The 26,224-nt window shown below is 70.2% G+C and carries 23 protein-coding genes; 11 read left to right on the forward strand and 12 right to left on the reverse strand.

Annotation, left to right across the window (positions count from 1 at the left end; genetic code table 11):
• Nucleotides 1-59 precede the first annotated feature (59 nt).
• Entirely contained in the window at nt 60-1,406 is a 1,347-nt protein-coding gene (gene gabT / locus ACWG52_RS10820; RefSeq protein ID WP_030012869.1) for a 4-aminobutyrate--2-oxoglutarate transaminase, read from the forward strand.
• Between the two features lie 394 nt (nt 1,407-1,800).
• Entirely contained in the window at nt 1,801-2,355 is a 555-nt protein-coding gene (locus tag ACWG52_RS10825) for a phosphatase PAP2 family protein (RefSeq protein WP_389805079.1), read from the forward strand.
• Here ACWG52_RS10825 and ACWG52_RS10830 read toward each other — a convergent pair.
• From ACWG52_RS10830 to ACWG52_RS10865, 8 genes are all read right to left on the reverse strand, one after another.
• Nucleotides 2,340-4,103, reverse strand: coding sequence for a chitinase (locus ACWG52_RS10830; protein WP_453129058.1), 1,764 nt, complete (start codon nt 4,101-4,103; stop codon nt 2,340-2,342). The two genes, ACWG52_RS10825 and ACWG52_RS10830, sit on opposite strands and share 16 nt — an antisense overlap.
• A gap of 112 nt (nt 4,104-4,215) precedes the next feature.
• Nucleotides 4,216-4,704: a hypothetical protein gene (locus ACWG52_RS10835; protein WP_389805082.1), complete on the reverse strand. Its 489-nt coding sequence runs from the start codon at nt 4,702-4,704 to the stop codon at nt 4,216-4,218.
• Nucleotides 4,705-4,885: 181 nt separating this feature from the next.
• Complete coding sequence (locus ACWG52_RS10840; RefSeq protein ID WP_453128561.1) at nt 4,886-6,304, reverse strand: NAD(P)/FAD-dependent oxidoreductase; 1,419 nt, start codon at nt 6,302-6,304, stop codon at nt 4,886-4,888.
• Between the two features lie 42 nt (nt 6,305-6,346).
• The gene (locus ACWG52_RS10845) at nt 6,347-7,153 is read right to left on the reverse strand and encodes an ABC transporter permease (protein WP_030718627.1); all 807 of its coding nucleotides are present in this window, start codon (nt 7,151-7,153) and stop codon (nt 6,347-6,349) included.
• Nucleotides 7,153-8,082 carry an ABC transporter permease gene (locus ACWG52_RS10850; protein WP_389805089.1) on the reverse strand — a complete coding sequence of 310 codons (930 nt, stop codon included), beginning with the start codon at nt 8,080-8,082 and terminating at the stop codon, nt 7,153-7,155. Before ACWG52_RS10850 ends, ACWG52_RS10845 begins: the two co-directional genes overlap by 1 nt.
• Entirely contained in the window at nt 8,079-9,251 is a 1,173-nt protein-coding gene (locus tag ACWG52_RS10855; protein ID WP_389805092.1) for an ABC transporter ATP-binding protein, read from the reverse strand. The genes ACWG52_RS10850 and ACWG52_RS10855 overlap by 4 nt, the downstream gene beginning before the upstream one ends.
• A 133-nt stretch (nt 9,252-9,384) precedes the next feature.
• Nucleotides 9,385-10,635, reverse strand: coding sequence for a polyamine ABC transporter substrate-binding protein (locus ACWG52_RS10860; RefSeq protein WP_390138207.1), 1,251 nt, complete (start codon nt 10,633-10,635; stop codon nt 9,385-9,387).
• A 69-nt stretch (nt 10,636-10,704) separates the two neighbouring features.
• Complete coding sequence (locus tag ACWG52_RS10865) at nt 10,705-12,222, reverse strand: gamma-aminobutyraldehyde dehydrogenase (RefSeq protein ID WP_390166378.1); 1,518 nt, start codon at nt 12,220-12,222, stop codon at nt 10,705-10,707.
• Nucleotides 12,223-12,416: 194 nt separating this feature from the next.
• Here ACWG52_RS10865 and ACWG52_RS10870 point away from each other — a divergent pair, with 194 nt between their 5' ends.
• Together ACWG52_RS10870 and ACWG52_RS10875 are read left to right on the forward strand one after the other, a co-directional pair.
• Nucleotides 12,417-12,971, forward strand: a complete 555-nt coding sequence (locus tag ACWG52_RS10870) for an NADAR family protein (protein ID WP_389805101.1) — start codon at nt 12,417-12,419, stop codon at nt 12,969-12,971.
• Nucleotides 12,972-13,531: 560 nt separating this feature from the next.
• Nucleotides 13,532-15,121, forward strand: a complete 1,590-nt coding sequence (locus ACWG52_RS10875; protein WP_453128565.1) for a TROVE domain-containing protein — start codon at nt 13,532-13,534, stop codon at nt 15,119-15,121.
• A 10-nt stretch (nt 15,122-15,131) separates the two neighbouring features.
• On the opposite strand, the gene ACWG52_RS10880 is transcribed toward ACWG52_RS10875, so the two are convergent.
• The gene (locus tag ACWG52_RS10880) at nt 15,132-15,833 is read right to left on the reverse strand and encodes a DUF4190 domain-containing protein (RefSeq protein WP_390138201.1); all 702 of its coding nucleotides are present in this window, start codon (nt 15,831-15,833) and stop codon (nt 15,132-15,134) included.
• Between the two features lie 111 nt (nt 15,834-15,944).
• On the opposite strand from ACWG52_RS10880, the gene ACWG52_RS10885 reads away from it, so the two are divergent.
• The 5 genes from ACWG52_RS10885 to ACWG52_RS10905 all read left to right on the forward strand — a co-directional run bounded on the left by ACWG52_RS10885 (nt 15,945) and on the right by ACWG52_RS10905 (nt 20,880).
• Nucleotides 15,945-16,970 (forward strand): adenosine deaminase, encoded by a 1,026-nt coding sequence (locus ACWG52_RS10885; RefSeq protein WP_389805110.1) that lies wholly within the window; start codon nt 15,945-15,947, stop codon nt 16,968-16,970.
• 36 nt (nt 16,971-17,006) lie between these two features.
• Complete coding sequence (locus tag ACWG52_RS10890; protein ID WP_389805113.1) at nt 17,007-17,696, forward strand: glycerophosphodiester phosphodiesterase; 690 nt, start codon at nt 17,007-17,009, stop codon at nt 17,694-17,696.
• Nucleotides 17,693-18,859: a sensor histidine kinase gene (locus ACWG52_RS10895; protein ID WP_453128568.1), complete on the forward strand. Its 1,167-nt coding sequence runs from the start codon at nt 17,693-17,695 to the stop codon at nt 18,857-18,859. Before ACWG52_RS10890 ends, ACWG52_RS10895 begins: the two co-directional genes overlap by 4 nt.
• Nucleotides 18,856-19,533, forward strand: coding sequence for a response regulator (locus ACWG52_RS10900; RefSeq protein ID WP_386017678.1), 678 nt, complete (start codon nt 18,856-18,858; stop codon nt 19,531-19,533). The genes ACWG52_RS10895 and ACWG52_RS10900 overlap by 4 nt, the downstream gene beginning before the upstream one ends.
• A gap of 147 nt (nt 19,534-19,680) precedes the next feature.
• The gene (locus ACWG52_RS10905; RefSeq protein WP_389805119.1) at nt 19,681-20,880 is read left to right on the forward strand and encodes a serine hydrolase domain-containing protein; all 1,200 of its coding nucleotides are present in this window, start codon (nt 19,681-19,683) and stop codon (nt 20,878-20,880) included.
• A gap of 3 nt (nt 20,881-20,883) precedes the next feature.
• Here the strand turns inward: ACWG52_RS10905 and ACWG52_RS10910 are convergent, their stop codons facing one another.
• From ACWG52_RS10910 to ACWG52_RS10920, 3 genes are all read right to left on the reverse strand, one after another.
• On the reverse strand, nt 20,884-21,348 hold the full coding sequence (locus ACWG52_RS10910) for a hypothetical protein (RefSeq protein ID WP_030718595.1): 465 nt from the start codon (nt 21,346-21,348) through the stop codon (nt 20,884-20,886).
• A gap of 78 nt (nt 21,349-21,426) precedes the next feature.
• Nucleotides 21,427-22,605, reverse strand: coding sequence for a polyamine ABC transporter substrate-binding protein (locus ACWG52_RS10915; protein WP_389805123.1), 1,179 nt, complete (start codon nt 22,603-22,605; stop codon nt 21,427-21,429).
• A gap of 92 nt (nt 22,606-22,697) precedes the next feature.
• Nucleotides 22,698-24,137, reverse strand: coding sequence for a gamma-aminobutyraldehyde dehydrogenase (locus tag ACWG52_RS10920; RefSeq protein WP_266353485.1), 1,440 nt, complete (start codon nt 24,135-24,137; stop codon nt 22,698-22,700).
• A 169-nt stretch (nt 24,138-24,306) separates the two neighbouring features.
• Between ACWG52_RS10920 and ACWG52_RS10925 the strand changes: the two genes are divergently transcribed.
• Nucleotides 24,307-24,810, forward strand: coding sequence for an Lrp/AsnC family transcriptional regulator (locus ACWG52_RS10925; RefSeq protein ID WP_007266859.1), 504 nt, complete (start codon nt 24,307-24,309; stop codon nt 24,808-24,810).
• A gap of 3 nt (nt 24,811-24,813) precedes the next feature.
• Nucleotides 24,814-26,175: an aspartate aminotransferase family protein gene (locus ACWG52_RS10930; RefSeq protein WP_030718578.1), complete on the forward strand. Its 1,362-nt coding sequence runs from the start codon at nt 24,814-24,816 to the stop codon at nt 26,173-26,175.
• Nucleotides 26,176-26,224 lie beyond the last annotated feature (49 nt).

A 26,224-nucleotide genomic window follows, 5' to 3' on the forward strand; every position in this document is an offset into this window, starting at 1 on the left:
GGGCCTAGCCTGCGGACAAAGAGACAAGTGCGTCCGAAAACACCCCCCAGGAGCCCTCCATGACCGCTGTTCCGCAGGAGCGCAAGATCGTCACCGCGATCCCCGGCCCGAAGTCGCAGGAGCTGCAGGCCCGTCGCCTGCAGACCGTGGCCGGTGGCGTGGGCTCCGTGCTGCCCGTCTTCACGGCCCGCGCGGGCGGCGGCATCATCGAGGACGTCGACGGCAACCGCCTGATCGACTTCGGTTCCGGCATCGCCGTGACCTCGGTCGGCGCCTCCGCCGAGGCCGTCGTGCGTCGCGCCTCCGCGCAGCTCGCCGACTTCACCCACACCTGTTTCATGGTCACCCCGTACGAGGGCTACGTCGAGGTCTGCGAGGCCCTCGCCGAGCTGACCCCGGGCACCCACGCCAAGAAGTCGGCCCTGTTCAACTCCGGCGCCGAGGCCGTCGAGAACGCCGTCAAGATCGCCCGTTCGTACACCAAGCGCCAGGCCGTCGTCGTCTTCGACCACGGCTACCACGGCCGCACGAACCTCACCATGGCGCTCACGGCGAAGAACATGCCGTACAAGCAGGGCTTCGGTCCGTTCGCCCCCGAGGTCTACCGCGTCCCGGTCGCCTACGGCTACCGCTGGCCCACCGGCGCCGAGAACTGCGGCCCCGAGGCCGCCGCCCAGGCGATCGACCAGATCACCAAGCAGATCGGCGCCGAGAACGTCGCCGCGATCATCATCGAGCCGGTCCTCGGCGAGGGCGGCTTCATCGAGCCGGCCAAGGGCTTCCTGCCCGCGATCGTGAAGTTCGCCAACGACAACGGCATCGTCTTCGTCGCCGACGAGATCCAGTCCGGCTTCTGCCGCACCGGTCAGTGGTTCGCGTGCGAGGACGAGGGCATCGTCCCGGACCTGATCACCACCGCCAAGGGCATCGCGGGCGGTCTGCCGCTCGCCGCCGTGACCGGTCGCGCCGAGATCATGGACGCCGCGCACGCGGGTGGCCTGGGTGGCACCTACGGCGGTAACCCGGTGGCCTGCGCCGGTGCGCTCGGCTCCATCGAGACCATGAAGGAGCTCGACCTCAACGCCGCGGCGAAGAAGATCGAGTCCGTCATGAAGGCCCGCCTGACGGCCATGCAGGAGAAGTACGACATCATCGGCGACATCCGCGGCCGCGGCGCCATGATCGCGATCGAGCTGGTCAAGGACCCGGTGTCCAAGACCCCGTTCCCGGAGGCGGCCGGCGCGCTCGCCAAGGCCTGCCACGCCGAGGGCCTGCTCGTCCTCACCTGCGGCACCTACGGCAACGTGCTCCGCTTCCTCCCGCCGATCGTCATCGGCGAGGACCTGCTGAACGAGGGCCTGGACCTCATCGAGGCCGCGTTCGCGGCCATCGGCACGGCCATCTGATCGAACGGCTAGAACGTGCGCACGCCGCAACCGGTAGCTACCGGCGGTAACGGGCGGACGCTGTGAAGAAGCTGTGGGGGGCCGATGGCGGGAGCGCGATCCTGCTGTCGGTCCCCCTTTCGCTGCCGTACGGTTTCTGCAGATGAGTGAGACACCCCGCTCCAGGGAAACCGGGGGCGACACCAGTACTGGGCTTCCCCAGCACCGTACTGGGCATGCGTTCGCGCACACTCCTCACCGATCGGACAGCCGTTCGCCCCAAACCCCCCGGGGCGCCCGGCAACCCGGTCCGGGCGGCCGTCCCGGAACCATCCCCCCTGTTCCGGGACGGCCGGCCACTCCTCTCCTGATCGCCGCCGTCTGCGGCCTCCTCTTCTCCCTGGTCACCTGGCAGGTGCTGGTCTCCGGCCCACTGCTGACCCCGGACCACGCGCTCAGCCGCGCCCTGGTGCGCACCGTCCCGGACCCGGTCACCGAGCGCCTCTCCGACCTCGGCAACGTCCCGGTCGCCGTCCCCGTGCTCGTCCTGGCCATGGCCTACGCCGCCCGGCGCGGGCGGGCCCTGGCCGCCGGGGCCGCGGGCCTGGCGATGGCCCTGGTGCCGGCGCTGGTCATCCCGTTCAAGGAGTGGACCGGCCGGCCCGGCCCGCTGGAACCCTGGGCCGCCGGCTACTTCCCCTCGGGCCACACGGCCACCGCGGCCGTCGCCTACCTCGGCGCGGCGCTGCTCCTGCGCCCGTACACCCGCCGGGCATGGCCGACGGCCGTCGCCCTGGTCCTCACGGGGGCGACGGCCGTCGGTCTGATCCTGCGGGGGTGGCACTGGCCGCTCGACGTCCTGGCGAGCCTGCTGATGTGCACACCCCTGCTGCTGGGCGTGGCGTGGGCCGACCGGCACGGCCGGCCCGGCAAGGGCCGGCCGGACCGATCGGCTCAGCCGCCGAAGTAGGCGTCGAAGTTCCGGCTGAACTCCCAGCCGCCGAAGCGGTCCCAGTTGATCGACCAGGTCATCAGGCCGCGCAGCCCCGGCCAGGTGCCGTGGGGCTGGTACGTCCCGCAGTCGGTCTTCTTCGTCAGGCAGTTCAGCGCCTTGGTCACCTCCGCGGGTGAGGTGTGTCCGTTGCCCGCGTTGGTCGTGGCCGGGAGGCCGATGGCGACCTGGTCCGGGCGCAGGGCCGGGAAGACCCGCGCGGTGTTCCCGGCGACCGGGAAGCCGGTGAGCAGCATGTCGGTCATGGCGATGTGGAAGTCGGCGCCGCCCATGGAGTGGTACTGGTTGTCGAGGCCCATGATCGAGCCCGAGTTGTAGTCCTGGACGTGGAGCAGGGTGAGGTCGTCGCGCAGGGCGTGGATGACCGGGAGGTACGCGCCGGCGCGCGGGTCCTGGCCGCCCCAGGGGCCGGAGCCGTAGTACTGGTAGCCCAGTTGGACGAAGAAGGTCTCCGGGGCCATGGTCAGGACGAAGTCCGGGCCGTACTTGGCCTTCAGGGTCTTCACGGCCGAGACGAGGTTCACGATCACCGGGGTGGTGGGCGCCCGGAAGTCGGTGTCCCCGGTGGCCAGGGACAGGGAGTGGCCCTCGAAGTCGATGTCCAGGCCGTCGAGGCCGTACTCGTCGATGATCTTGCTGACGGAGGAGACGAAGGTGTCCCGGGCGGCCGTGCTCGCGAGCTGGACCTGGCCGTTCTGGCCGCCGATCGAGATCAGCACCTTCTTGCCGGCGGCCTGCTTGGCCTTGACGGCCGCCTTGAACTCGGCCTCGGATTCGACGTTCGGGCATTCCGCGACCGGGCAGAGCCGGAAGCGGATGTCGCCCGAGGTCACCGAGGTGGGTTCGCCGAAGGCCAGGTTGATGACGTCCCAGGAGGCGGGTACGTCGGCCATCCGGACGTAGCCGGAGCCGTTGGCGAAGCTCGCGTGCAGGTAGCCGACGAGCGCGTGCGCGGGCAGGCCACCGCCGCCGCCTCCACCGCCACCGGGTGTGGTCGCGGTGGCGGGCGCGCTCTGCGGGGACGTGCCCGCCGCGTTCGCCGCGCTGACCCGGAAGGTGTAGGTGGTGGCCGCGGTGAGGCCGGTCACGGCCGCCGAGGCGGAGGTGACGGACAGCGGCGCGGCGCCGTCCCGGTGGACGGTGTACGAGGTGGCGCCCGGCACCGCCGACCAGGTCAGTGCGACGGAGGTGGACGAGGTGGCGGAGGCGGTCAGGCCGGTGGGGGCGGCCGGGAGCTGGGGCCCGCCGGGACCGCCGGGGTCCGGGCCCACCAGGGTGAGGTCGTCGGTGAGGTGGGCGGGTTGGCCGTACCAGCCGTGGGTGTACACGGTCACCGAGGTGGTGGACGGGCCCGTGCGGAAGGTGGTCGTCAGCTGCTTCCACGCTCCGGGCGTCTGCGTCCACGTGGACACGTCGGTGGTACCGGTGCCGCTCGCGCCGAGGTAGACGTACGCGCCCTGCACCCACGCGCCGAGCGTGTACGTCGAGTCGGGCGCGACGGTGACGGTCTGGGAGCAGCGGGCGTTGTCCTGGCCGGCCGGGGTGGCCCGCAGGGCGGAACTTCCCAGGTGGACGGGTGTGGTGACGGCGGCTCCGCTGCCGCCGGAGCAGCTCCAGCCGTCGAGTCCGGCTTCGAATCCGCCGTTGCGTACGAGGTCGGCGTCGGCCGCCGCGGCGGGCGGGCCCGCGGCGAGGAAGCCGGCCACCGCGAGGGCGGCGGCCGTGAGAAGGGGTAGGGCTCTGCGCACAACTGCCTCCGGGGCATGGGGGGATGGAGGGGGTCAGCGGCGCCCAAGATGGTCCAGACCAATACCCTTGTCAAGACTTCCGGCCTCCATGCGTCAGCACGCACGCGGCCGCCTCGTGCATCGCGAGCTCCAGCACGGCCGGGTCGGTGAGCGTCCCCTCGCCGTCCGGGAGTTCCAGCCAGCGGAACCCGCCTGCGGCCCGACCGGGATACGGGACCACGATCCAGCTCCCGCGACCGGCACCCCGTACACCGGTGCCGAGCCACCGCGACGACGTGCCCGCGGGCACGAAGAAGCCCAGCCTCGGCATCGATGCCTGGCTCCGCCACGTGGCCCCGAAATCGGCGAGCACCGGGCCGGGTCGGTCGAGGATCAGGCGGAGCACGTCGAGGGTGGGCCGCCCCAGCTCCCCGGGCAGGATCAGTACGTCCCAGCGGTGGCCGGCGGGCAGCAGGGCGACCCCGAGGGGGTTGCGCTCCCATTCCCGCCGGCAGGCGTCCGGATCCGGCGCCACCGATACCAGCCATTCCACCGCCGTCTTGGCCCCCGGAATCGTCATCGCCCGGCCTCCGTTCCCTGTAGGTGTGGGGTTCTCACCTGGAGAGAGCGGGGCCGGGCGCGGGTATGACGCGGGTTTCGTTACTCCATGGTAGTGAATCAGGTCACACGGTGACGGGCGGATCGCGCCGCGAGCACGCCCGGCGCGATCCGCACACGACGGACCGGACGGACTCGATGGACTAGCTGTCGAAGCCGAGGCCGAGCTTGTCCATCGCCTTGAGCCACAGATTCCGGTGCCCGCCGCGGGCGTCCGCGCGGGCCAGCGACCACTTGGTGAGCGCGATCCCGGTCCAGGCGAACGGCTCGGGCGGGAACGGCATCGGCTTGGACTTCACCATCTCCAGCCGCGTGCGTTCGGTGGAGAGCCCGTCCAGGAGGTCGAGCATCACCTCCGCCCCGAACCGGGTGGCGCCCACGCCGAGCCCGGTGTAGCCGGCCGCGTAGGCCACCTTCCCCGAGTGCGCGGTGCCGAAGAAGGCGGAGAAGCGCGAGCAGGTGTCGATCGCACCGCCCCAGGCGTGGCTGAACTTCAGGCCCTCCAGCTGCGGGAAGGCGGTGAAGAAGTGCTCCGCGAGCTTGAGGTAGGTCTCGGGGCGGTGGTCGTACTCGGAGTCGAGCTTGCCCCGGTAGGGGTAGATCGCGTCGTAGCCGCCCCACAGGATCCGGTTGTCGCGGGTGATCCGGAAGTAGTGGAACTGGTTGGCGCTGTCGCCGAGACCCTGCCGCCGCTTCCAGCCGATCGCGGCCAGCTGGGCCTCGTCGAGCGGCTCGCTCATCAGCGCGTAGTCGTAGACCGGGACGGTGAACGGGCGGACCCGACGGACCAGCGAGGGGAAGATGTTCGTGCCGAGGGCGACCCGACGCGCGAGGATCGTGCCGTAGGGGGTCGTCACGGTCGTCCCGGAGCCGGCCTGGGCCAGTTTCAGGCCGCGGGTGTTCTCGTAGATCCGCACCCCGAGCTCCAGGCAGGCCCGCTTGAGGCCCCAGGCCAGCTTCGCCGGGTTGAGCATGGCGACGCCCTCGCGGTCCCAGAGGCCCGCGAGGAAGGTCGGTGAGTCGACCTCGGCGCGCATGGCCTCGCCGTCCAGCCACTCGGAGCCGTCGGCCAGTCCCAGGCGCAGCGCCTCCTCGTGCAGTTCGCGCAGCTCCTCGACCTGGTGCGGTTCGGTGGCGACGTCGATCTCGCCGGTCCGCTCGAAGTCGCATTCGATGCCGTAGCGGGCGACGGCCTCCTCGATGGCGTCGAGGTTGCGGGCGCCCATCTCCTCCAGCTTCGCCAGCTCGCCGGGCCAGCGGGCCATGCCGTTGCTGAGGCCGTGGGTGAGGGAGGCGGCGCAGAATCCGCCGTTGCGGCCGGAGGCGGCCCAGCCCGCCTCCTTGCTCTCGATCAGTACGACGTCCCGCCCCGGGTCGCGCTCCTTGGCGATCAGCGCGGTCCACAGTCCGCTGTAGCCGCCGCCGATGACCAGCAGGTCGCAGCGCTCGTCGGAGGTGAGCGCCGGCTCGGGGGCCGGCTTGCCGGGGTCGTCCAGCCAGTACGAGACCGGCTTCGCTTCGGAAAGGGATTTCGCAACACTACGCATGGCGACTGGGGCCATGTCTTCCAACTCCCTACGGAACTGATGACGTGCTTTCCCGAACTACTTCGGTTGTGCCTTCTTGCGGCGGTTGCCGACCATCTGGCCGGCGAGGACCACCAGCACCGCGATGACGAACATCGCCGTACCGATGACGTTGATCTGCACGGGCGTACCGCGCTGGGCCGAGCCCCACACGAACATGGGGAAGGTGACGGTGTTGCCCGAGTTGAAGTTGGTGATGATGAAGTCGTCGAAGGAGAGCGCGAAGGAGAGCAGCGCGCCCGCCGCGATACCGGGCGCCGCGATCGGCAGGGTGACCCGTACGAAGGTCTGCACCGGGCCGGCGTAGAGGTCGCGGGCGGCCTCCTCCAGCCGCGGGTCCATGGACAGGACACGCGCCTTGACGGCGGCGACGACGAAGCTGAGGCAGAACATGATGTGGGCTATCAGGATCGTCCAGAAGCCCAGCTGGATGCCCATGTTGAGGAAGAGGGCGAGCAGCGAGGCCGCCATCACGATCTCGGGCATGGCCATGGGCAGGAAGATCAGCGAGTTGACCGCGCCGCGCGCCCGGAAGCGGTAGCGCACGAGCGCGAAGGCGATCGCGGTGCCCAGGGCGGTCGCGACGAGGGTGGACCACAGCGCGATCTGGAGCGAGAGGGACAGCGAACCGCACATGTCGGCGACCCCGCAGGGGTCCTTCCACGCGTCGAGGGAGAACTCCTGCCAGGCGTAGTTGAACCGCCCGGTGGGGTTGTTGAAGGAGAAGACGGTGACGACGACGTTCGGCAGGATCATGTACGCGAGCGTGCCGAGGCCCGCGATGACGACCAGGTTGCGCCGGAGCCAGGTGAGGGGATTGCGCATCAGACCAGGTCCTCCGTCCCCGCTCGGCGGATGTAGATGGTGACCATGATCAGCACGATCGCCATGAGAATGAAGGACAGCGCGGCCGCCGTCGGGTAGTCGAGGATCCGCAGGTACTGCGACTGGATGACGTTGCCGATCATCCGGGTGTCCGTGGAGCCGAGCAGTTCGGCGTTCACGTAGTCGCCGCTCGCCGGGATGAAGGTGAGCAGGGTTCCGGAGACCACGCCGGGCATCGAGAGCGGGAAGGTCACCTTCCGGAAGACCGTGGCGGGGCGCGCGTACAGGTCCCCGGCCGCCTCGTGCAGGCGGGTGTCGATGCGCTCCAGCGAGGAGTACAGCGGCAGGATCATGAAGGGGAGGAAGTTGTAGGTCAGACCGCAGACCACCGCGAGCGGCGTGGCCAGTACCCGATCCCCCTCGGTCATGCCGAGCCAGCTGGTGACGTCGAGGAAGCCGACGCTGTTGAGGACGCCGACCACCGGGCCGCCGTCGGCCAGGATCGTCTTCCAGGCGAGGGTGCGGATCAGGAAGCTGGTGAAGAACGGGGCGATGACCAGGACCAGCAGCAGATTGCGCCAGCGGCCCGCCTTGAAGGCGATCAGGTAGGCCAGCGGGTACCCGAGCAGCAGGCACAGCGCGGTCGCGGTGCCGGCGTAGAGCAGGGAGCGCAGGAACTGCGGGTAGTACTCGGTGAAGGCGTCCCAGTAGGTCCCGAAGTGCCAGGTGACCTGGAAGCCCTCTTCGAGGGAGCCGGTCTGCACCGAGGTGGAGGCCTGGTAGATCATCGGCAGGACGAAGAACACCAGCAGCCACAGGATGCCGGGGAGCAGCAGCCAGTACGGGATCAGCCGCTTGCGCAGGGACGCCTTGTGCACCGGGGGTTCGGCAGGGGCGGGCGCCTGGGGCGGCGCCGCGGTGGTCGTCATGCGCTCTCCTCCACCGTCTCGATGCCCGCGTCGATGTCCTGATCGGCATCGAGGCCGAAGGTGTGCTCCGGGTTCCAGTGCAGGATCACCTCGGCGCCCGGCACCAGGCGGCTGTCCCGCTCGATGTTCTGGACGTACACCTCCAGCTCAGGACAGACCTGGCTGTCGATGACGTACTGGGTGGAGACGCCGATGAAGGAGGAGTCGGCGATCCGCCCGGAGATCTTGTTGCGGCCGGTCGCGATGGTGTGCTCCTCGTCCGCGTGGACCAGGGATATCTTCTCGGGGCGCACGCCGACCAGCAGCTTTCCGCCCGTGCGCGGGGTGGTCGCGCAGCGGGCCGCGGGCAGCCGCAGGGTGGCGCCGGAGGCGGAGACGACGATCTCGGATCCGGAGCCCGCCGCGGCGCCGGTACCGGCGGTCTCCACGGTGGCCTCGATCAGGTTCGAGGTGCCGAGGAAGTTGGCGACGAAGGTGGTGCCCGGGTTCTCGTACAGCTCGGCGGGGGCGCCCAGCTGCTCGACGCGGCCGCCGTTCATCACGGCGACCGTGTCGGCCATGGTCATGGCCTCCTCCTGGTCGTGCGTGACGTGCACGAAGGTGATGCCGACCTCGGTCTGGATCCGCTTGAGCTCCAGCTGCATCTGACGGCGCAGCTTGAGGTCGAGGGCGCCGAGCGGCTCGTCGAGGAGCAGCACCTGCGGGTGGTTGATCAGGGCGCGGGCGACGGCGACGCGCTGCTGCTGGCCGCCGGAGAGCTGGTGCGGCTTGCGCTGGGCGAACTGGCCGAGCTGGACCAGCTCCAGCATGTCGTCGACCTGCTTCTTGACCGACTTGATGCCGCGGCGGCGCAGCCCGAAGGCGACGTTCTCGAAGATGCTCAGGTGCGGGAAGAGCGCGTAGCTCTGGAAGACCGTGTTGACCGGGCGTTTGTACGGCTGCAGGTCGGTGACGTCGCGGTCGCCGAGGTGCACGGTGCCGGTGGAGGGCTCCTCCAGGCCGGCGATCATGCGCAGGGTGGTGGTCTTCCCGCAGCCGGAGGCTCCGAGCAGGGCGAAGAAGGAGCCCTGGGGAATGGTGAGATCCAGCGGGTGCACGGCGGTGAAGGTGCCGTAGTGCTTGCTGATCCCGGAGAGGCGGACGTCGCCGCCCGCGGTCTTGTCAGTCATGGATGGTCCCGGGGTTGGGTGGGGCAAGGGGGCGAAGGCTCGGCGGAGCCGGTCGGTCGGTCCGCGCCGCCGCCGGAGGGGTCCGGCGGTCGGGGTCGCGGTCCGGCGGGACCGGCTCGCCGTGAGGCGTGCGTCAGGCGCCGATGAGCTTGGCGAACTTCTCCTCGTACGCCGTCTCTTCCTCGCTGGTGAGGGAGCGGAAGGCGTGGGCCTTGGCGGCCATCGCCTTGTCCGGGACGATCAGGGGGTTGTCCGCGAGCTCGGGGTCGATCTTGGCCAGTTCGTCCTTGACGCCCTCGACCGGGCAGACGTAGCTGATGTACGCGGCCAGCTGGGCGGCGATCTCGGGTTCGTAGTAGAAGTCGATGAGCTTCTCCGCGTTGGCCTTGTGCCGGGCCTTGGCGGGGACCAGCAGGTTGTCGCTGGAGGTGATGTATCCGGGGGCGGGGATGGCGTACTTGATGTCCGGGTTGCCGGCCTGGAGCTGGATGATGTCGCCGGCCCAGGCGAGGCAGGCGGCGATGTCGCCCTTGTCCAGGTCGGACGTGTAGTCGTTGCCGGTGAAGCGGCGGATCTGGTTCTTGTCCACGCCCTTCTGGAGCCGGCCGATGGCCTCGTCGAAGTCGGCGGTGGTGAATTTCGCCGGGTCCTTGCCCTGGTCGAGCAGGGTCATGCCGACGCTGTCGCGCATCTCGGTGAGGAAGCCGACGCGGCCCTTGAGGGAGGGGTCGTCGAGCAGCTGGGTGACGGAGTCGACCTTCTTGCCGCCCGTCGCCTTCTCGTTGTAGGCGATGACGGTGTCGATGCCGGTCCACGGGTAGCTGTAGGCCCGTCCCGGGTCCCAGTCCGGGGTGCGGAACTGCGGGATCAGGTTGGCGTAGGCGTGCGGGAGGTGCGCGGGGTCCAGCTTCTGCGCCCAGCCGAGACGGATGATGCGGGCGGCGAGCCAGTCGGTGACCACGATCAGGTCGCGGCCGGTGTCCTGGCCGGCCGCGAGCTGGGGGCGGATCTTGCCGAAGAACTCGACGTTGTCGTTGATGTCCTCGGTGTACTTGACCTTGATGCCGGTCCGCTTGGTGAACTCCTCCAGCGTGGGACGGCTCTTCTCGTCCTCACTGGTGTCCATGTACTCGGTCCAGTTGGAGAAGTTGATCTCCTTCTCCCGGTCCGAGTGGTCGTCGGAGGCCACGGCGGCGTCGCCCTCACGTTTGGCGGGCGGGATCCCGCACCCGGTGAGGGCGGCCAACCCTCCGAGGGTGAGCGCTCCGACTCCGGAGGCGCGCAGCAACGAGCGGCGGGTGAGGGCGCCGCGCCCGTCGGTGAGGCTGCGCCGCATCGCGGCGAGTTGCGCCGCCGAGAGGCGGTCGGGCTCGAACTGCTCCATGCGCTGTGCCCTTTCGGGAGGTGTACCGCTGGTCAGGCGGTGGGCCCATGCGGCGTCGGCCGCGGGTGGTTACGGACGGTCCCCGAAGATCGTGCGGTGCCAGTCCTTCTCGGCCACCGCGGTGTTGTCGTACATCACGTGCTTGACCTGCGTGTACTCCTCGAAGGAGTAGGCCGACATGTCCTTTCCGAAGCCGCTGGCCTTGTAGCCCCCGTGGGGCATCTCGCTGATGATCGGAATGTGGTCGTTGACCCAGACACAGCCCGCCTTGATCTCGCGGGTGGCCCGGTTCGCCCGGTAGAGGTCACGGCTCCAGGCGGAGGCCGCGAGTCCGTACGGGGTGTCGTTGGCCAGCGCGATGCCCTCGTCGTCGGTGTCGAAGGGCAGGACGACGAGGACCGGACCGAAGATCTCGGACTGGACGACCTCGCTGTCCTGGGCCGCGCCGGCGATGAGGGTGGGCCGGTAGTACGCGCCCTCGGCCAGGTCGCCGGACGGGATCTCGCCGCCGGTGACGACGGTGGCGTAGCCGCGGGCCCGATCGACGAAGCCGGCGACCCGGTCGCGCTGGGCGTACGAGACCAGCGGGCCGAGGTCGGTGGTGGGCGCGAAGGGGTCGCCGAGGCGGACGCTCTCCATCAGCTCGGCCACCCGGGCGACGAAGGCGTCGTGCAGGGGGCGCTGGACGTAGGCACGGGTGGCGGCCGTGCAGTCCTGGCCGGTGTTGATGAGGGAGGCGGCGACGGCGCCGTGGGCGGCGGCCTCCAGGTCGGCGTCGTCGAAGACGAGGAAGGGGGCCTTGCCGCCGAGCTCCAGGTGGAGCCGCTTGACGGTGGCGGTGGCGATCTCGGCGACCCGCTTGCCGACGGCGGTGGAGCCGGTGAAGGAGGTCATCACCACGTCGGGGTGGCCCACCAGGTGCTCTCCGGCTTCGCGGCCGGCGCCGGTGACGATGTTGATCACGCCGTCGGGCAGGCCCGCGTCCTTGGCCGCCTGCGCGAACATCAGGGAGGTCAGCGGGGTGAGCTCGGCGGGCTTGAGGACGATGGTGTTGCCGGCGGCGATCGCCGGGAGGATCTTCCAGGCGGCCATCTGGAGCGGATAGTTCCAGGGCGCGATCGAGCCGACGACCCCGATGGCCTCACGGCGGACGTAGGAGGTGTGGTCGCCGGAGTACTCGGCGGCCGCCTGCCCCTGGAGGTGGCGGGCCGCGCCCGCGAAGAACGCGGTGTTGTCGATGGTCCCCGGTACGTCGAACTCCGTGGACAGCTTGATCGGCTTTCCGCACTGCAGGGACTCGGCGTACGCGAAGTCCTCCGCCTGCTCGGCCAGTACGGCGGCCAGCTTGTGCAGGGCGTCCGAACGCTCGCCGGGGGTGGCGCCGGACCAGCCCGGGAAGGCCCTCTTGGCGGCGGCGACGGCCTCGTCGACGTCCGCGGTGCTCGCGAGCTCGTAGGTCAGGACCTCGTCGCCGGTCGCCGGGTCGATCACGGTGTGTGACTGTCCGGAGGTGCCGGGCCTCAGGTGCCCGTCGATGTACTGCGCGCCGTCTGCGAAGCGGTCTTTGACCTGGAAGCGGTTGCCCATAACGCTCTCACGCTCTCCGTAGCTACAGTTCGAGCTACAGCTCGAATTGAGTGCCGATCCTGGCAGAGGTGATGCCCTCGGCCAAGTGATTCCGTTGTTGCTCTTTGATTACGCGACGGAATCGGTCGACCATGTGTCGAGGCACACCGAAAATCCCGTACGAAGTGTCAGTGGCGACTGTCAGACTCGCGTGCATGGAGATGATCGACGACCTGATCAAGCAGGTCAGCCGTGGTGAACGGGTGAAGTACCTGCCGTTCTGGGGGCACCGCCCGCAGCCGGACGGCAGGCTCGGTCCCAGCTGCCTGAGCCAGTGGTGGCCCGCTTCTTTCACTGTCGGTGACGTCCGATATGCGACCGCGGAGCACTGGATGATGGCCGGCAAGGCCCGGCTCTTCGGCGACGCCGAGGCGGAGCGGGCCGCGGTGGCGGCGCAGAGCCCCGCCCAGGCCAAGAAGGTCGGACGCCTCGTACGCGGCTTCGACAACGCGATATGGGAGCGCGAGCGGTTCGCCCTGGTGGTGGAGGGCAGCGTGCACAAGTTCGGCTCCGACCCGGCGCTGAGCGGGTACCTGCTGGGCACCGGGAATCGGGTGCTGGTGGAGGCGAGCCCCATGGACCGGATCTGGGGCATCGGGCTGGCGGCCGACGACGAGCGCGCGCTGGACCCGGCGCGCTGGCGCGGGCTGAACCTGCTGGGCTTCGCGCTGATGGAGGCCCGGGAACAGCTCCGGCAGGCTCCGGCGTGACCGGGCGGCGCCGGGCCGCCGCCGTCGAGGGCCGGGGCAGGACGGTGACACCGCTGTCGGCGGCGGAGGTCCGGGGCACGGGCCCGCACGGGAAGTAATGCGTGACGGGCGCCGCGGGGGGGGGTGCCCTAGCGTGGTGCCCGTCCAGGTGCGAAGGCGAGACCTACTTCGACTGCCGCGGGTTCGAATCCCGCCGCCGGCTCCGGCCGGTGTAGCTCAGCTGGTAGAGCACCGCATGGTTTCGTCGACTCCGATCTCTGGACACCTACGTCACGCACCTCCCGGTGCGCGGGCCGCGGCTCCTTCCTCTCCGAAGAATCCAGGCCGCCGCCCCCTTGATCTCGGGAGGCACGCGTGGGGGATGCCCGGTGCGCAGGCGACGGTTACTTCTGGGAACCCGGAGGTCGTGGGTTCGAATCCCACCGGCTCGTCACCCGCGAGGAACCGGGCCGGTGGAGCAGCCAGGTAGCTCGTCGGGCACAAAATCCGCCGCCGACTTCCGATCTCGGGCATCCCCCACGCAACGCCTCCCCGCTTCCGTCGAATTCGGGGGGATTCCCATGTCTCGCTTCAACCTGCGCGCGGCCGCGTCGGCGCCCGGCCGGCCCACTTCGCCGGTCCGTTCGGCCGGACCCGCCCGCACCGCTCAGGGCGGTCCCGGCCACCTGCGGGACCCGCGCTCCGAGCTGTTCCTGCTCGCCGTCGCCAACTTCGTGACGCAGCGGACCGCGTACGAGAGCGGCGAGGCGCGCGACGACCGGTTCGCGGCGCTCGTGCGCACCCTCGCCGTCGAGGATCCCGCGTGGACGGCCGGTCTGCTGGGCTGGCTGCGCCAGGACGCGCACCTGCGGACCGCCTCACTGGTCGGCGCCGCCGAGTACGTGAAGGCGCGGTTGGAGGCGGGCGTCACCGAGGGCCCTTCGAACCGTCAGGTGGTCGACTCCGTGCTGCGGCGCGCCGACGAGCCCGGTGAGTTGCTGGCCTACTGGACGGCGACGTACGGACGCAATGTGCCCAAGCCCGTCAAGCGCGGTATCGCCGACGCGGTGCGCCGGCTCTACTCCGCCACCTCGCTCCTGAAGTACGACACCGACTCCAAGGCCTACCGCTTCGGTGACGTCCTCAACCTCGTGCACGCCTCCCCCGACCCGGCCAAACCGTGGCAGGGCGAGCTGTTCCGCCACGCCCTCGACCGCAGGCACAACCCTGCTGAGGCGCGGGTCCCGGCGGGCAACCGCACCCTGGTCGCCCACCGGGCGCTGATGGAGCTGCCGGTCTCCGAACGGCGCGCCGTGGTCCTCGCCCCGGACGGGGCCGAGCGGCTCGCGGCGGCGGGCATGACCTGGGAGTCGCTGGCCGGCTGGCTGCGGGGGCCGATGGACGCGGCCGCCTGGGAAGCGGTCATCCCGTCCATGGGTGCGATGGCGCTGCTGCGCAACCTGCGCAACTTCGACCGGGCCGGGGTCTCGGACGCGGTGGCCGCGCAGGTCGCCGCGAGGATCTCCGACCCGGAGGTCGTCGCCCGATCCCGACAGTTCCCCTTCCGCTACCTGGCCGCCTATCGGCACGCGTCCTCGCTGCGCTGGGCGTACCCGCTGGAGCAGGCACTCGGCCACTCGCTGGCCAACGTACCGGCCTTGCCCGGCCGGACGCTGATCCTCGTCGACCGCTCCGGGTCGATGGGGTCCCCGCTGTCGGACCGCTCCGAACTCAACCGGGCGGACGCCGCGGCCGTCTTCGGAACGGCGCTGGCGCTGCGGGCCGAGCAGGCCGACCTGGTGCAGTTCGGTACGACCAGCGAGGCGGTCCGGTGCGGCCGCGGCGAGTCCGTACTCAAGGTGCTGGAGCGGTTCCGGGACCTCGGCGGGACCTACACGGCCAAGGCGGTGAAGGAGCACTACGACGGTCACGACCGGGTGTTGATCGTCACCGACGAGCAGGCCGCCTCGTACGGCTACGGGGGCGATCCGACGGTCGAGGTACCGCTCACGGTTCCCGTCTACACCTGGAACCTGGCCGGCTACCGGGTCGGGCACGCGCCTTCCGGTACCGCGAACCGGCACGCCTTCGGCGGGCTCACCGACGGGGCCTTCCGCATGGTGTCCCTGATCGAGTCCGGTCGTGACGCCGACTGGCCGTGGGCCTCCTGAGGCGGCCCGGTCAGACCTTCTCGCGGACCTGGGAGTTGTCGTAGGGGCTGTCGTAGGGCGAGTCGCTGCCCGATCCCCGCTCCATGAAGCCCGCGAACACGATCGCGACCATCACGGCGCCCAGCACGATGCCGATCGCGCCCAGGATGATCCCGGCGAGCGCCATGCCACCGTTGTCCGCCTCGCCGCGGCGCGCCTTGCCGCGGCCCAGGACGCCGAAGACGACGGCCGCTGTCCCGAGCGCCAGCGCGAAGAAGCTCGTGATGCAGCCGACGACCGCGAGGATCCCGAGGACGAGCGCCGTGACGCCGAAGCCGTTGCTGCGCTGCACCCCGTAGGGCGGGTACGCACCCTGGCCGGGATACCCCTGGTACCCCGGATATCCGGGATAGCCCTGCTGTCCGGGCTGCGCGGGGTATCCCGCGTCGCCCGGGAACCCGTAGCCCGGCTGGGCCGGATACCCGTACGCCGCGGACGCGGGCGGACCGGCCATCGGGTGCTGGGTCGGCGTCGGCGTCGGTATCTGGGCCGGGGGCTGGGCGGGCGGGGGGAACTGGTCGCCCGGCATCCCGGCGAGCGTCGGCTGATCGTGCACGGACGGAGGGCCCGACACGCCCGGTGTGCCCTGCCCGCCCTGCGACTTGCCCAGCTCGACCGCCGGCCGCTCCAACGGCGCCCACGGGTCTCGCGGCTCGGGACTGCTGTCGGTCATACGGCGCCCCCCTCTCGTACAGCCATGCTAAGCGCTGCCACCGACAGTCACGGGCGTGCCTACGATGAATCCCGACCCGCCCGCACCAGCGTCCCTCCCGGAGGCACCCCCATGACCGACCTGCACCCCTTCATCGCGGGGCTGCCGAAGGCCGAACTCCACGTCCACCACGTCGGCTCGGCATCCCCGCGCATCGTGGCCGAGCTCGCCTCCCGGCACCCCGACTCGAAGGTCCCCACCGACCCCGAGGCCATCGCCGACTACTTCACCTTCACCGACTTCGCGCACTTCATCGAGGTCTACCTGTCGGTGGTCGACCTGGTCCGCACCCCGGACGACGTGCGCACCCTCACCTTCGAAGTCGCCCGCGACATGGCCCGGCAGAACATCCGCTACGCCGAGCTGACCATCACCCCGTACTCCTCGACCCGCCGCGGCATCGACGAGAAGGCCTTCATGGAGGCCATCGAGGACGCCCGTCGGGCGGCCGAGACCGAACTCGGCGTCATCCTGCGCTGGTGCTTCGACATCCCCGGCGAGGCCGGCCTGGAGGCCGCCGCCGAGACCGCCCGGCTCGCCGTCGACCTGCGCCCCGAGGGCCTGGTCTCCTTCGGCCTCGGCGGCCCCGAGATCGGTGTCCCGCGCCCGCAGTTCAAGCCGTACTTCGACGCCGCCCGCGCCGCCGGACTGCGCAGCGTCCCGCACGCCGGCGAGACCACCGGCCCGGAGACGATCTGGGACGCCATCCGCGAGCTCGGCGCCGAGCGCATCGGCCACGGCACCAGCGCCATCCAGGACCCGGAGCTGCTCGCGTACCTCGCCGAGCACCGGATCGCCCTGGAGGTCTGCCCGACCTCCAACATCGCCACCCGCGCGGTGACCGACCTCGACCTGCACCCGGTCAAGGAGATGGTCGCGGCGGGCGTGCTCGTCACCATCAACAGCGACGACCCGCCGATGTTCGGCTCCGACCTCAACAACGAGTACGCGGTGGCCGCCCGCCTCCTCGACCTCGACGAGCGCGGGCTCGCGCAGCTCGCCAAGAACGCCGTCGAGGCCTCCTTCCTGGACCCGGCCGGCAAGGCGAAGCTGACCGCGGAGATCGACACGTACACCACCGAATGGCTCGCGCGCTGACGCCTGTCCGACAACTGCGCCCCTGAGAATGGGGACATGAGCACTCTGACTGCCGTCGGCCACCGCGGCGATCCCTACCGTGTCCGTGAGAACACCCTGGCCTCGATCCGGTCCGCGTTCGCGCGCGGGGCGGACGCCGTCGAGATCGACGTACGGCTGACCCGGGACGGGGTGCCGGTCCTGCTCCACGACGACACGCTCCAGCGGCTGTGGGGCCACGACGTACGCCTCGACGACGTCACGGCCCCACAGCTGAAGGGGCTGACGCTGGGCGGGGTCCCGACGCTGCGCGACGCCCTGACGGCCGCCGGGACGGGCCGGCTGATGCTCGACCTGCCCGGCGCCACCCCCGAAGCGGTACGCATCGTCGTGGGCGAGGTCCGCGAGTGCGGGGCGCGCGAGCGCACGTACTACTGCGGGGGCGCCAACACCATGCTGGCGGTCCGCGCCGCCGATCCGGGCGCGGAGATCGCACTGACCTGGACCTCGCTCTCGCCGCCGCGGCGGCCGCTGATCGACACCATGGCGCCGCGCTGGCTCAACTACCGCTTCGGGCTGGTGAGCCGGGAGCTGGTGGACGCGCTCCACCGGGACGGCCTGCTGGTGTCGGCCTGGACCGCCGACACCAGGCGGACGATGAAGGGCCTCGTCGCGGCGGGGGTCGACTCGATCACCACGAACCGGCTGGACGCGCTGACGGCCGTACGGGCCGGGCTCGGGCGGTGATACGGGCCCTCGGCGAGCGGGTCCGCAACGCGGATGCCCGCCGGCAGGACCTGGGGCTGACGCTGCTGGTGCAGGCGGCCGTCACGATGCCGTTCGTCGTGCCTCGGTCGCCCGAACTCCCGCCCGTGACCTGGGCCTCGTACGCGCTGACCACGGCCGCCGTGCTGCCCTTGATCTGGCGGCGTCGGGCGCCGGTGAGCGTCCTGGTGGCGATCCTGGTCCTCGGGGGGATCTACGAGGTCACGCTCGACGGGCCGGGTCAGCCGATGCCGTACGCGGGCCTCATCGCCTTCTACACGGTCGCCCTGCGGTGCACCCCACGGGTCCGGGCGGCCACGGGGCTGGCCAGTGCGGTGGTGGTCGCCCTGTCGGTGGGCTGGGAGACGGGGACGGCGCGGGAACTGCTGTTCACGCTCTTCGTCTCGGCGGCGGCCTACGCCCTGGGCCGACTCCAGTACACGCGGCAGGCCTACACGGCGGCCGTGGAGGCGCGCGCCGCCGAACTGGAGCGGGCCAACCGGATCGAGGCGGAGCAGGCCGCCGCACGCGAACGGGCCAGGATCGCCCGGGAGATGCACGACATCCTCTCGCACGCGGTCAGCATCATGATCGTGCAGGCGGAGGCCGGCCCGGTGGCCGTGCGCAGGGCCCCGGAACGGGCCGAGGCCGCCTTCGAGGCGATCACGGAGACGGGGCGGGACGCGATGACGCAGCTGCGCGCGATGCTGGGTGTGCTGCGTACCGACGGCGCCGCGCCGCGGAACCCGCAGCCGGGGATCGCCGGGCTGACGGAGATGGTGGACCGGGTGCGGGCCGGTGGGCTGCGGGTGTCGTACGAGCGGACGGGCGCGGTGCGCGAGCTGCCGGCCGCTCTGGAGGCGACCGCGCACCGGGTGGTGCAGGAGGCCCTGACCAACGTGGTGCGGCACGCCGGGGCCGCGACGGCGGACGTGACGCTGGCGTACGGGCCGGGGACGCTCACGGTGACGGTCACGGACGACGGTCGGGGGCCCGGCGGCGCCTCGGGCGGGCACGGGCTGATCGGCATCCGCGAGCGGGCGGCGGCGCACGGCGGAACGGCCGAGTGCGGTCCGGGGCCGGGCGGGGTCGGGTATGCGGTGCGGGTGTCCCTTGTAACCTCGCCGCTGGAGGTGGGGAATTGACGATCCGTGTGGTGGTGGCCGACGACCAGGAGCTGGTGCGCAGCGGGTTCTCGATGATCCTGGACGCGCAGGAGGACATCGAGGTCGTGGCGGAGGTCGGGGACGGGGCCGCGGCGGTCGCGGCGGTGGACCGGCTCGCGCCGGACGTGGCGCTGCTGGACATCCGGATGCCGGTGCTGGACGGGATCGAGGCGTGCCGGGCGATCTCCGCCGGGAGCGCGTGCCGCACGGTGATGCTGACGACCTTCGACTCGGACGAGTACGTGTACGAGGCGTTGCACGCGGGGGCGAGCGGGTTCCTGCTGAAGGACGTGCGGCGGGACGACCTGGTGCACGCGGTGCGGGTGGTGGCGGCGGGCGAGTCGCTGCTGGCCCCCTCGGTGGCGCGGCGGCTGATCGAGGAGTACACGGCGGTGACGGGAGGCTCGGCGCGGAGCGAGCTGCCGGCGGACCGGCTGGAGGTGCTGACGGCGCGGGAACGGGAGACCCTGCTCCATCTGGGGCGGGGGCTGTCGAACGCGGAGATCGCGGCGGCGCTGGTGGTGAGCGAGCACACGGTGAAGTCGCATGTGGGCAACGTGCTGGCGAAGTTGGGGCTGCGGGACCGGATCCAGGCGGTGATCTGCGCGTACGAGACGGGCCTGATCGCGGCGGGCGCTCCCTCCGGGGAGTGAGGGGACGGCGTGTCGTATCCCTCGCGCCGGTGAGTTGTCGTACCGGTGAAGACCCCTCCCGTGGGTGATCCGCGACGACCCCTGTGAGCTGGAGCATTGAGGTGTCCGGGCCGCGGTGGCCCGGTGAACTCACAGGGGGATTCCGTCATGAAGGCTCGCACGCGCACATTGATCGCCGCCGCTCTGGTCCTGGGCATCGCGTCCGGACCGGTCGTCGCGCACGCGGCGCCGGCTCCCGTCCCGGCGGGGGTGACGGCGGGGGTCACGGCGCCCCTCGTCTCCGCCCCGCCGAATGCCGCGGTGCTGGAGCGGGCGATCGCCGGTCTGGGGGCGGAGCACAGGGACGCGACCGCCGCGCTGGTCCGCGTCGGGGGTACGAGCGGGAGTTGGCGGGGCAGTTCCGGTGTAGCGGACGTCGTCACGGGTCGGGCCGCCGTCGAGGAGGGGAGGTTCCGGGCGGGGTCGGTGACCAAGACCTTCACCGCGGCGGTGGTGCTCCAGTTGGTGGCCGAGGGCCGGGTGGACCTGGATCGGCCGGTCCGGCGGTACCTTCCCGGGACCGTGCCCGATTCCTACGGTGCGGTCACCGTGCGGCAGTTGCTCAACCACACCAGCGGGATACCGGCCGCGGACGGCCCCGGCGACTCGTTCGAGGCGCAGTGGGAGCACCGCTTCGACGTGACCGACCCGCACGACCGGATCGCCGATGCCCTGGCGAAGCCGCGGGAGTTCGCCCCGGGTACGGCTCAGCACTATCTGAACATCAACTACACCGTGCTGGGCGTGCTCGTCGAGAAGGTGACGGGCACCTCGTACGAGGAGGCGGTCGGCCGGCGGATCCTGCGGCCGCTCGGTCTGCGTCAGACCTCGTTCCCGTCGCGGACGCAGACGAGGATCCATGGTCCGCACAACCGTGGGTACCAGGCGATAGCCCGGGCGGACGGCTCCCGGGAGCTGCGGGACGTGACCGAGTGGAACTCCTCCGACCGCTGGGCGGCGGGGGACATCATCTCGACCACGGCGGATCTGGAGCGGTTCACCAAGGCCCTGTTCGGCGGGCGGGTCGTGCCGGCGGCCCAGCTGGAAGAGATGTTCACGGTGCCCGCGGTGAAGACCTTCGGCAAGGGGGAGGCCGCCACGATGACCGCGGGGATGTCCAGGATGACCCTGCCGGACGGCACGGTGCTGTGGGGCAAGACCGGTGGCCGGCACGGGTACAACACCGGCATGGGCGCGACCCGGGACCTGTCCCGCACCTTGGTCTACTCGGTCAACTCCACGAACGCCAAGGGCGAGGAGACGAACCGGGTGGTCATGGGCATCGTGATGGCGGCCTTCGCGCGGTAGGCATCAAGCGGGCATGGCCTCAAGTCGCTTGATCATGCGGCGGAGCACCAGCAGGGGGATCACCCCGAAGACGCCGAACGACATGTCGATGACGCTCCACCAGAAGGGGATGCCCCGGATCGGGCCGCATATCAGGGCCAGCGGTATCACTCCGGCGCAGGCGATCATGCCGGCTTCGACGATCCAGATGTTGCGTACGGGGTCGCGGTGGACCCCGTAGAAGAAGACGGCGATGACGAGGTGGGCGAAGGCGAGCCAGTCGGTTCCGTAGAGAAGGAAGGGGTAGTCGGCGTCGGCCCGCTCCAGTCCGTCGCCCACCCGTCGCAGCCACTCGTGGTCGATCAGGGCGTTGGCCCAGCGGAGCTCGCTGACCAGGGGGAAGGCGGTGAGGCCGCTGAGCACCAGGCAGATCAGGAACAGGGTCAACCAGGCACGGATCCGCCGCTGAAGGGCGCTTCTCTCGCTCATGGAAGGAAGCCTACGCCTATTTCTGAACACGTTCAGCCAAATTCCTGAACGTGTTCAACACCACCGACCGACGCCGGGTCAGAGGCCGACGATCGCGTTCCACCGCTTGGCGAGGGACCGGCGCTCGGCCGAGGAGATGTCCCGGGCCACGACCAGTCGCTTGCGCATGTCGTCGTCCGGGAAGATCAGCGGGTTCTCGGCGAGTTCGACGGTCTCCTGGTCGTCGGAGGCCGCCAGGACCTCGCGGGCGGCGGGGACGGGACACACGTAATTGACGGAGGCGGCGAGGGAGGCGGCCACCTCGGGGTCGTAGTAGTGGTCGATGAGGGCCTCGGCATTGGCCTTGTGCCGGGCCAGGTTGGGGACGAGCAGGCTCTCCGCCCAGAGTTCGGCCCCTTCCTCGGGGACGACGAACTCGATGTCCGGGTTGTCGGCCTGGAGCTGGATGGCGTCACCGGAGTAGGCCTGACAGGCGAGGACATCGCCCTTGCTCAGATCGGAGGTGTAGTCGTTGCCGGTGAAGCGGCGGATGTGCTTCTTCTTCACCATGTTCTCGACCTGGTCGCACATGCGGTGGAAGTCGGACTCGGTCCAGCGGGTGACGTCCACGCCGTTGCCCTGCATCAGCAGGGCGAAGGACTCGTCGAGGCCGGAGAAGAGCGTGACCTTGCCGGCCAGATCGGGCTGCCACAGGTCCTTGACCGACTTGATCTCCCGGCCCAGGGCCTTGCGGTTGTAGGCGATCCCGGTGATCCCCGACTGCCAGGGCACGGTGTGCAGCCGGCCCTCGTCGAAGGCGGGGGAACGCAGCTGCGGGTCGAGGTGGCGGGTCACGTTGGGCTGGGCCGAGCGGTCCAACTTCTGGGCCCAGCCCAGGTGGACGAAGCGGGCGGCCATCCAGTCGCTGACCACGATCAGGTCGTGGCCGGTCTCCTGCCGGTTCATCAGGGCCGGACTGACCTTGCCGAAGAACTCGTCGTTGTCGTTGATCTCCTCGGTGTAGCGGACCTCGATACCGGTCCGTTCCGAGAAGGCCTCCAGCGTCGGGCGGCGCTCCTCGTCCTCTTCGTCGGTGTCGATGTACAGCGGCCAGTTGGAGAAGACGACGCTGCGGTCCCGCTCGGAACGGTCCTGACCCCGGCGACCTTCCTCGGGGACGTAGGCGGCGGGCACACCGCAGCCGGCGAGGGCGGCCGACAGGCCCGCGGCACCGAGGCCGTACAGCGCAGAACGGCGGGAGAAGGCGAGTTCAGGCATGGGCACAGCCTCGGCGAACGCGAGGGGGCGGGCAATAGACATGTTGTCTACTGCCCGCCCCGTCAACGCTGTGCTGTGATCGATGCGGCCGATCAGCCGTCGAGCGAGGTCATCACGTGCTTGATGCGCGTGTAGTCCTCGAAGCCGTAGGCGGAGAGGTCCTTGCCGTAGCCGGACTTCTTGAAGCCACCGTGCGGCATCTCGGCGACGAGCGGGATGTGGGTGTTGATCCACACGCAGCCGAAGTCGAGGTTCTTGGACATCCGCATCGCGCGGCCGTGGTCCTTGGTCCACACGGAGGAGGCGAGGGCGAACTCGACGCCGTTCGCGTACTCCAGGGCCTGACCCTCGTTCGCGAAGGACTGGACGGTGATGACGGGGCCGAAGACCTCGTTCTGGATGATCTCGTCGTCCTGCTTGAGGCCGGAGACCACGGTCGGGGCGTAGAAGTAGCCCTTCTCGCCGACCTGGTGGCCACCCGCCTCGACCTTGGCGTGGGCCGGGAGGCGCTCGATGAAGCCCGCGACCTGCTTGAGCTGGTTCGGGTTGTTCAGCGGGCCGTACAGCACGTCCTCGTCGTCCGGCTGACCGGTCTTCGTGTCCGTGGCGGCCTTGGCGAGCGCGGCCACGAACTCGTCGTGGATCGACTCGTGCACGAGCACGCGGGTGGCGGCGGTGCAGTCCTGGCCGGCGTTGAAGTAGCCGGCGACCGCGATGTCCTCGACGGCCTTGGCGATGTCGGCGTCCTCGAAGACCACGACCGGCGCCTTGCCGCCGAGCTCCAGGTGGACGCGCTTGACGTCCTTGGAGGCGCTCTCGGCGACCTGCATGCCCGCGCGCACCGAGCCGGTGATGGAGGCCATCGCCGGGGTGGAGTGCTCGACCATGGCCTTGCCGGTCTCACGGTCACCGCAGATGACGTTGAAGACGCCCTTGGGCAGTACCGAGTCGATGATCTCCGCCATCAGCACGGTGGAGGCCGGGGTGGTGTCCGAGGGCTTGAGCACGACGGTGTTGCCCGCCGCGATGGCCGGGGCGAACTTCCACACGGCCATCATCATCGGGTAGTTCCACGGCGCGACCTGGGCGCAGACGCCGACCGGCTCACGGCGGATGATCGAGGTCATCCCCTCCATGTACTCGCCGGCCGAGCGGCCCTCCAGGAGCCGTGCGGCACCCGCGAAGAAGCGGATCTGGTCCACCATCGGGGGCAGCTCCTCGCTGGCCGTGAGGGCCAGCGGCTTGCCGGTGTTCTCCGATTCGGCGGCGACGAGCTCGTCCGCGCGCGCCTCGAAGGCGTCCGCGATCTTCAGCAGGGCCTTCTGGCGCTCCGCGGGGGTGGTGTCGCGCCAGCCCGGGAAGGCGGCCGCGGCAGCGGCCATGGCGGCATCCACATCGGCCTGGCCCGAGAGCGGGGCGGTGGCGTACACCTCGCCGGTGGCCGGGTTGACCACCTCGGTGGTCCGCCCGTCGGCGGCGTCCTTGAACTCCCCGCCGATGTAGTTGCGCAGACGACGCAGTTCGGTGGTCACTACAGCCACACTCCTGATCACATGTCCAACGATTGAGACGTTTACCAAAGCCTAGCCCCTCGGCGGAGGCTTTCGACAGACCCGGACGCCACCACCTACGAAATCAGTGAGATCCGAGTCGCCAAACAACGGATTTCATCGATTCCGTCTTGCGGAACAGACGACCCTCGTGCACAGTGAGGTCGTGGTCAGTCGAAGCGCAGATTCCAGGAACAGACAACCGTCCCCTTCGGTCGATGCTGTGTCCCTGGCGATCATCGAGCAACTGCAGGAGGACGGTCGCCGTCCCTATGCGTCGATCGGCAAGGCCGTGGGCCTCTCCGAGGCGGCCGTGCGCCAGCGGGTGCAGAAACTGCTCGACCAGGGCGTCATGCAGATCGTCGCCGTCACCGACCCGCTCACCGTGGGCCTGCGACGCCAGGCCATGGTCGGCATCAACGTCGAGGGCGACCTCGACCCGGTGGCCGACGCACTGACCGCCATGGCCGAGTGCGAATACGTGGTCATGACCGCAGGGTCGTTCGACCTGATGGTGGAGATCGTCTGCGAGGACGACGACCACCTGCTCGAAACGATCAACAAGAAGATCCGCACGCTCCCCGGCGTGCGATCAACCGAAAGCTTCGTTTATCTGAAGCTGAAGAAGCAGACCTACATGTGGGGAACTCGATAGCCCGTGAGCCAGGACCTCTCCAAGACCGCGTACGACCACCTGTGGATGCACTTCACCCGCATGTCGTCGTACGAGAACTCCCCCGTCCCCACCATCGTGCGTGGTGAGGGCACCTACATCTGGGACGACAAGGGCAAGCGTTACCTCGACGGGCTCGCCGGCCTCTTCGTGGTCAACGCCGGTCACGGCCGCAAGGAACTGGCCGAGGTCGCCTACAAGCAGGCCCAGGAACTCGCGTTCTTCCCGATCTGGTCGTACGCGCACCCCAAGGCCGTCGAGCTCGCCGAGCGTCTCGCCCACTACGCCCCGGGCGACCTGAACAAGGTCTTCTTCACCACCGGTGGCGGCGAGGCCGTCGAGACCGCGTGGAAGCTCGCCAAGCAGTACTTCAAGCTCCAGGGCAAGCACACCAAGTACAAGGTCATCTCGCGTGCGGTCGCCTACCACGGCACCCCGCAGGGCGCCCTGTCGATCACCGGCCTGCCGGCCCTGAAGGCCCCCTTCGAGCCGCTGGTCCCCGGCGCGCACAAGGTGCCGAACACCAACATCTACCGCGCCCCGATCTACGGCGACGACCCCGAGGCCTACGGCCGCTGGTGCGCCGACCAGATCGAGCAGGAGATCCTCTTCGAGGGCGCCGACACCGTCGCCGCCGTCTTCCTGGAGCCGGTGCAGAACGCCGGTGGCTGCTTCCCGCCGCCGCCCGGGTACTTCCAGCGGGTCCGCGAGATCTGCGACGAGTACGACGTCCTGCTCGTCTCCGACGAGACGATCTGCGCGTTCGGCCGTCTGGGCACGATGTTCGCCTGCGACAAGTTCGACTACGTGCCGGACATGATCACCTGCGCCAAGGGCATGACCTCGGGCTACTCCCCGATCGGCGCCTGCATCATCTCGGACCGCCTCGCGGAGCCGTTCTACAAGGGTGACAACACCTTCCTGCACGGCTACACCTTCGGCGGCCACCCGGTCTCCTCGGCCGTCGCGCTGGCCAACCTCGACATCTTCGACAAGGAAGGCCTCAACCAGCACGTGCTGGACAACGAGGGCGCCTTCTTCTCGACGCTGAAGAAGCTCCACGACCTGCCGATCGTCGGCGACGTCCGCGGCAACGGCTACTTCTACGGCATCGAGCTCGTCAAGGACAAGGTCACGAAGGAGTCCTTCACGGACGAGGAGACGGAGCGCGTGCTCTACGGCTTCCTCTCCAAGGCGCTCTTCGAGAACGGCCTCTACTGCCGGGCCGACGACCGCGGTGACCCGGTCATCCAGCTCGCGCCGCCGCTGATCGCCGACCAGGGCACCTTCGACGAGATCGAAGGCATCCTGCGCTCGGTGCTCACCGAGGCGTGGACCAAGCTGTAACCAGGCGCCAGGCAGCCCGGCTCCACTGGTCCGACCACACGGCCCGGAT

This window comes from Streptomyces sp. CLCI03 (genome assembly GCF_053615355.1).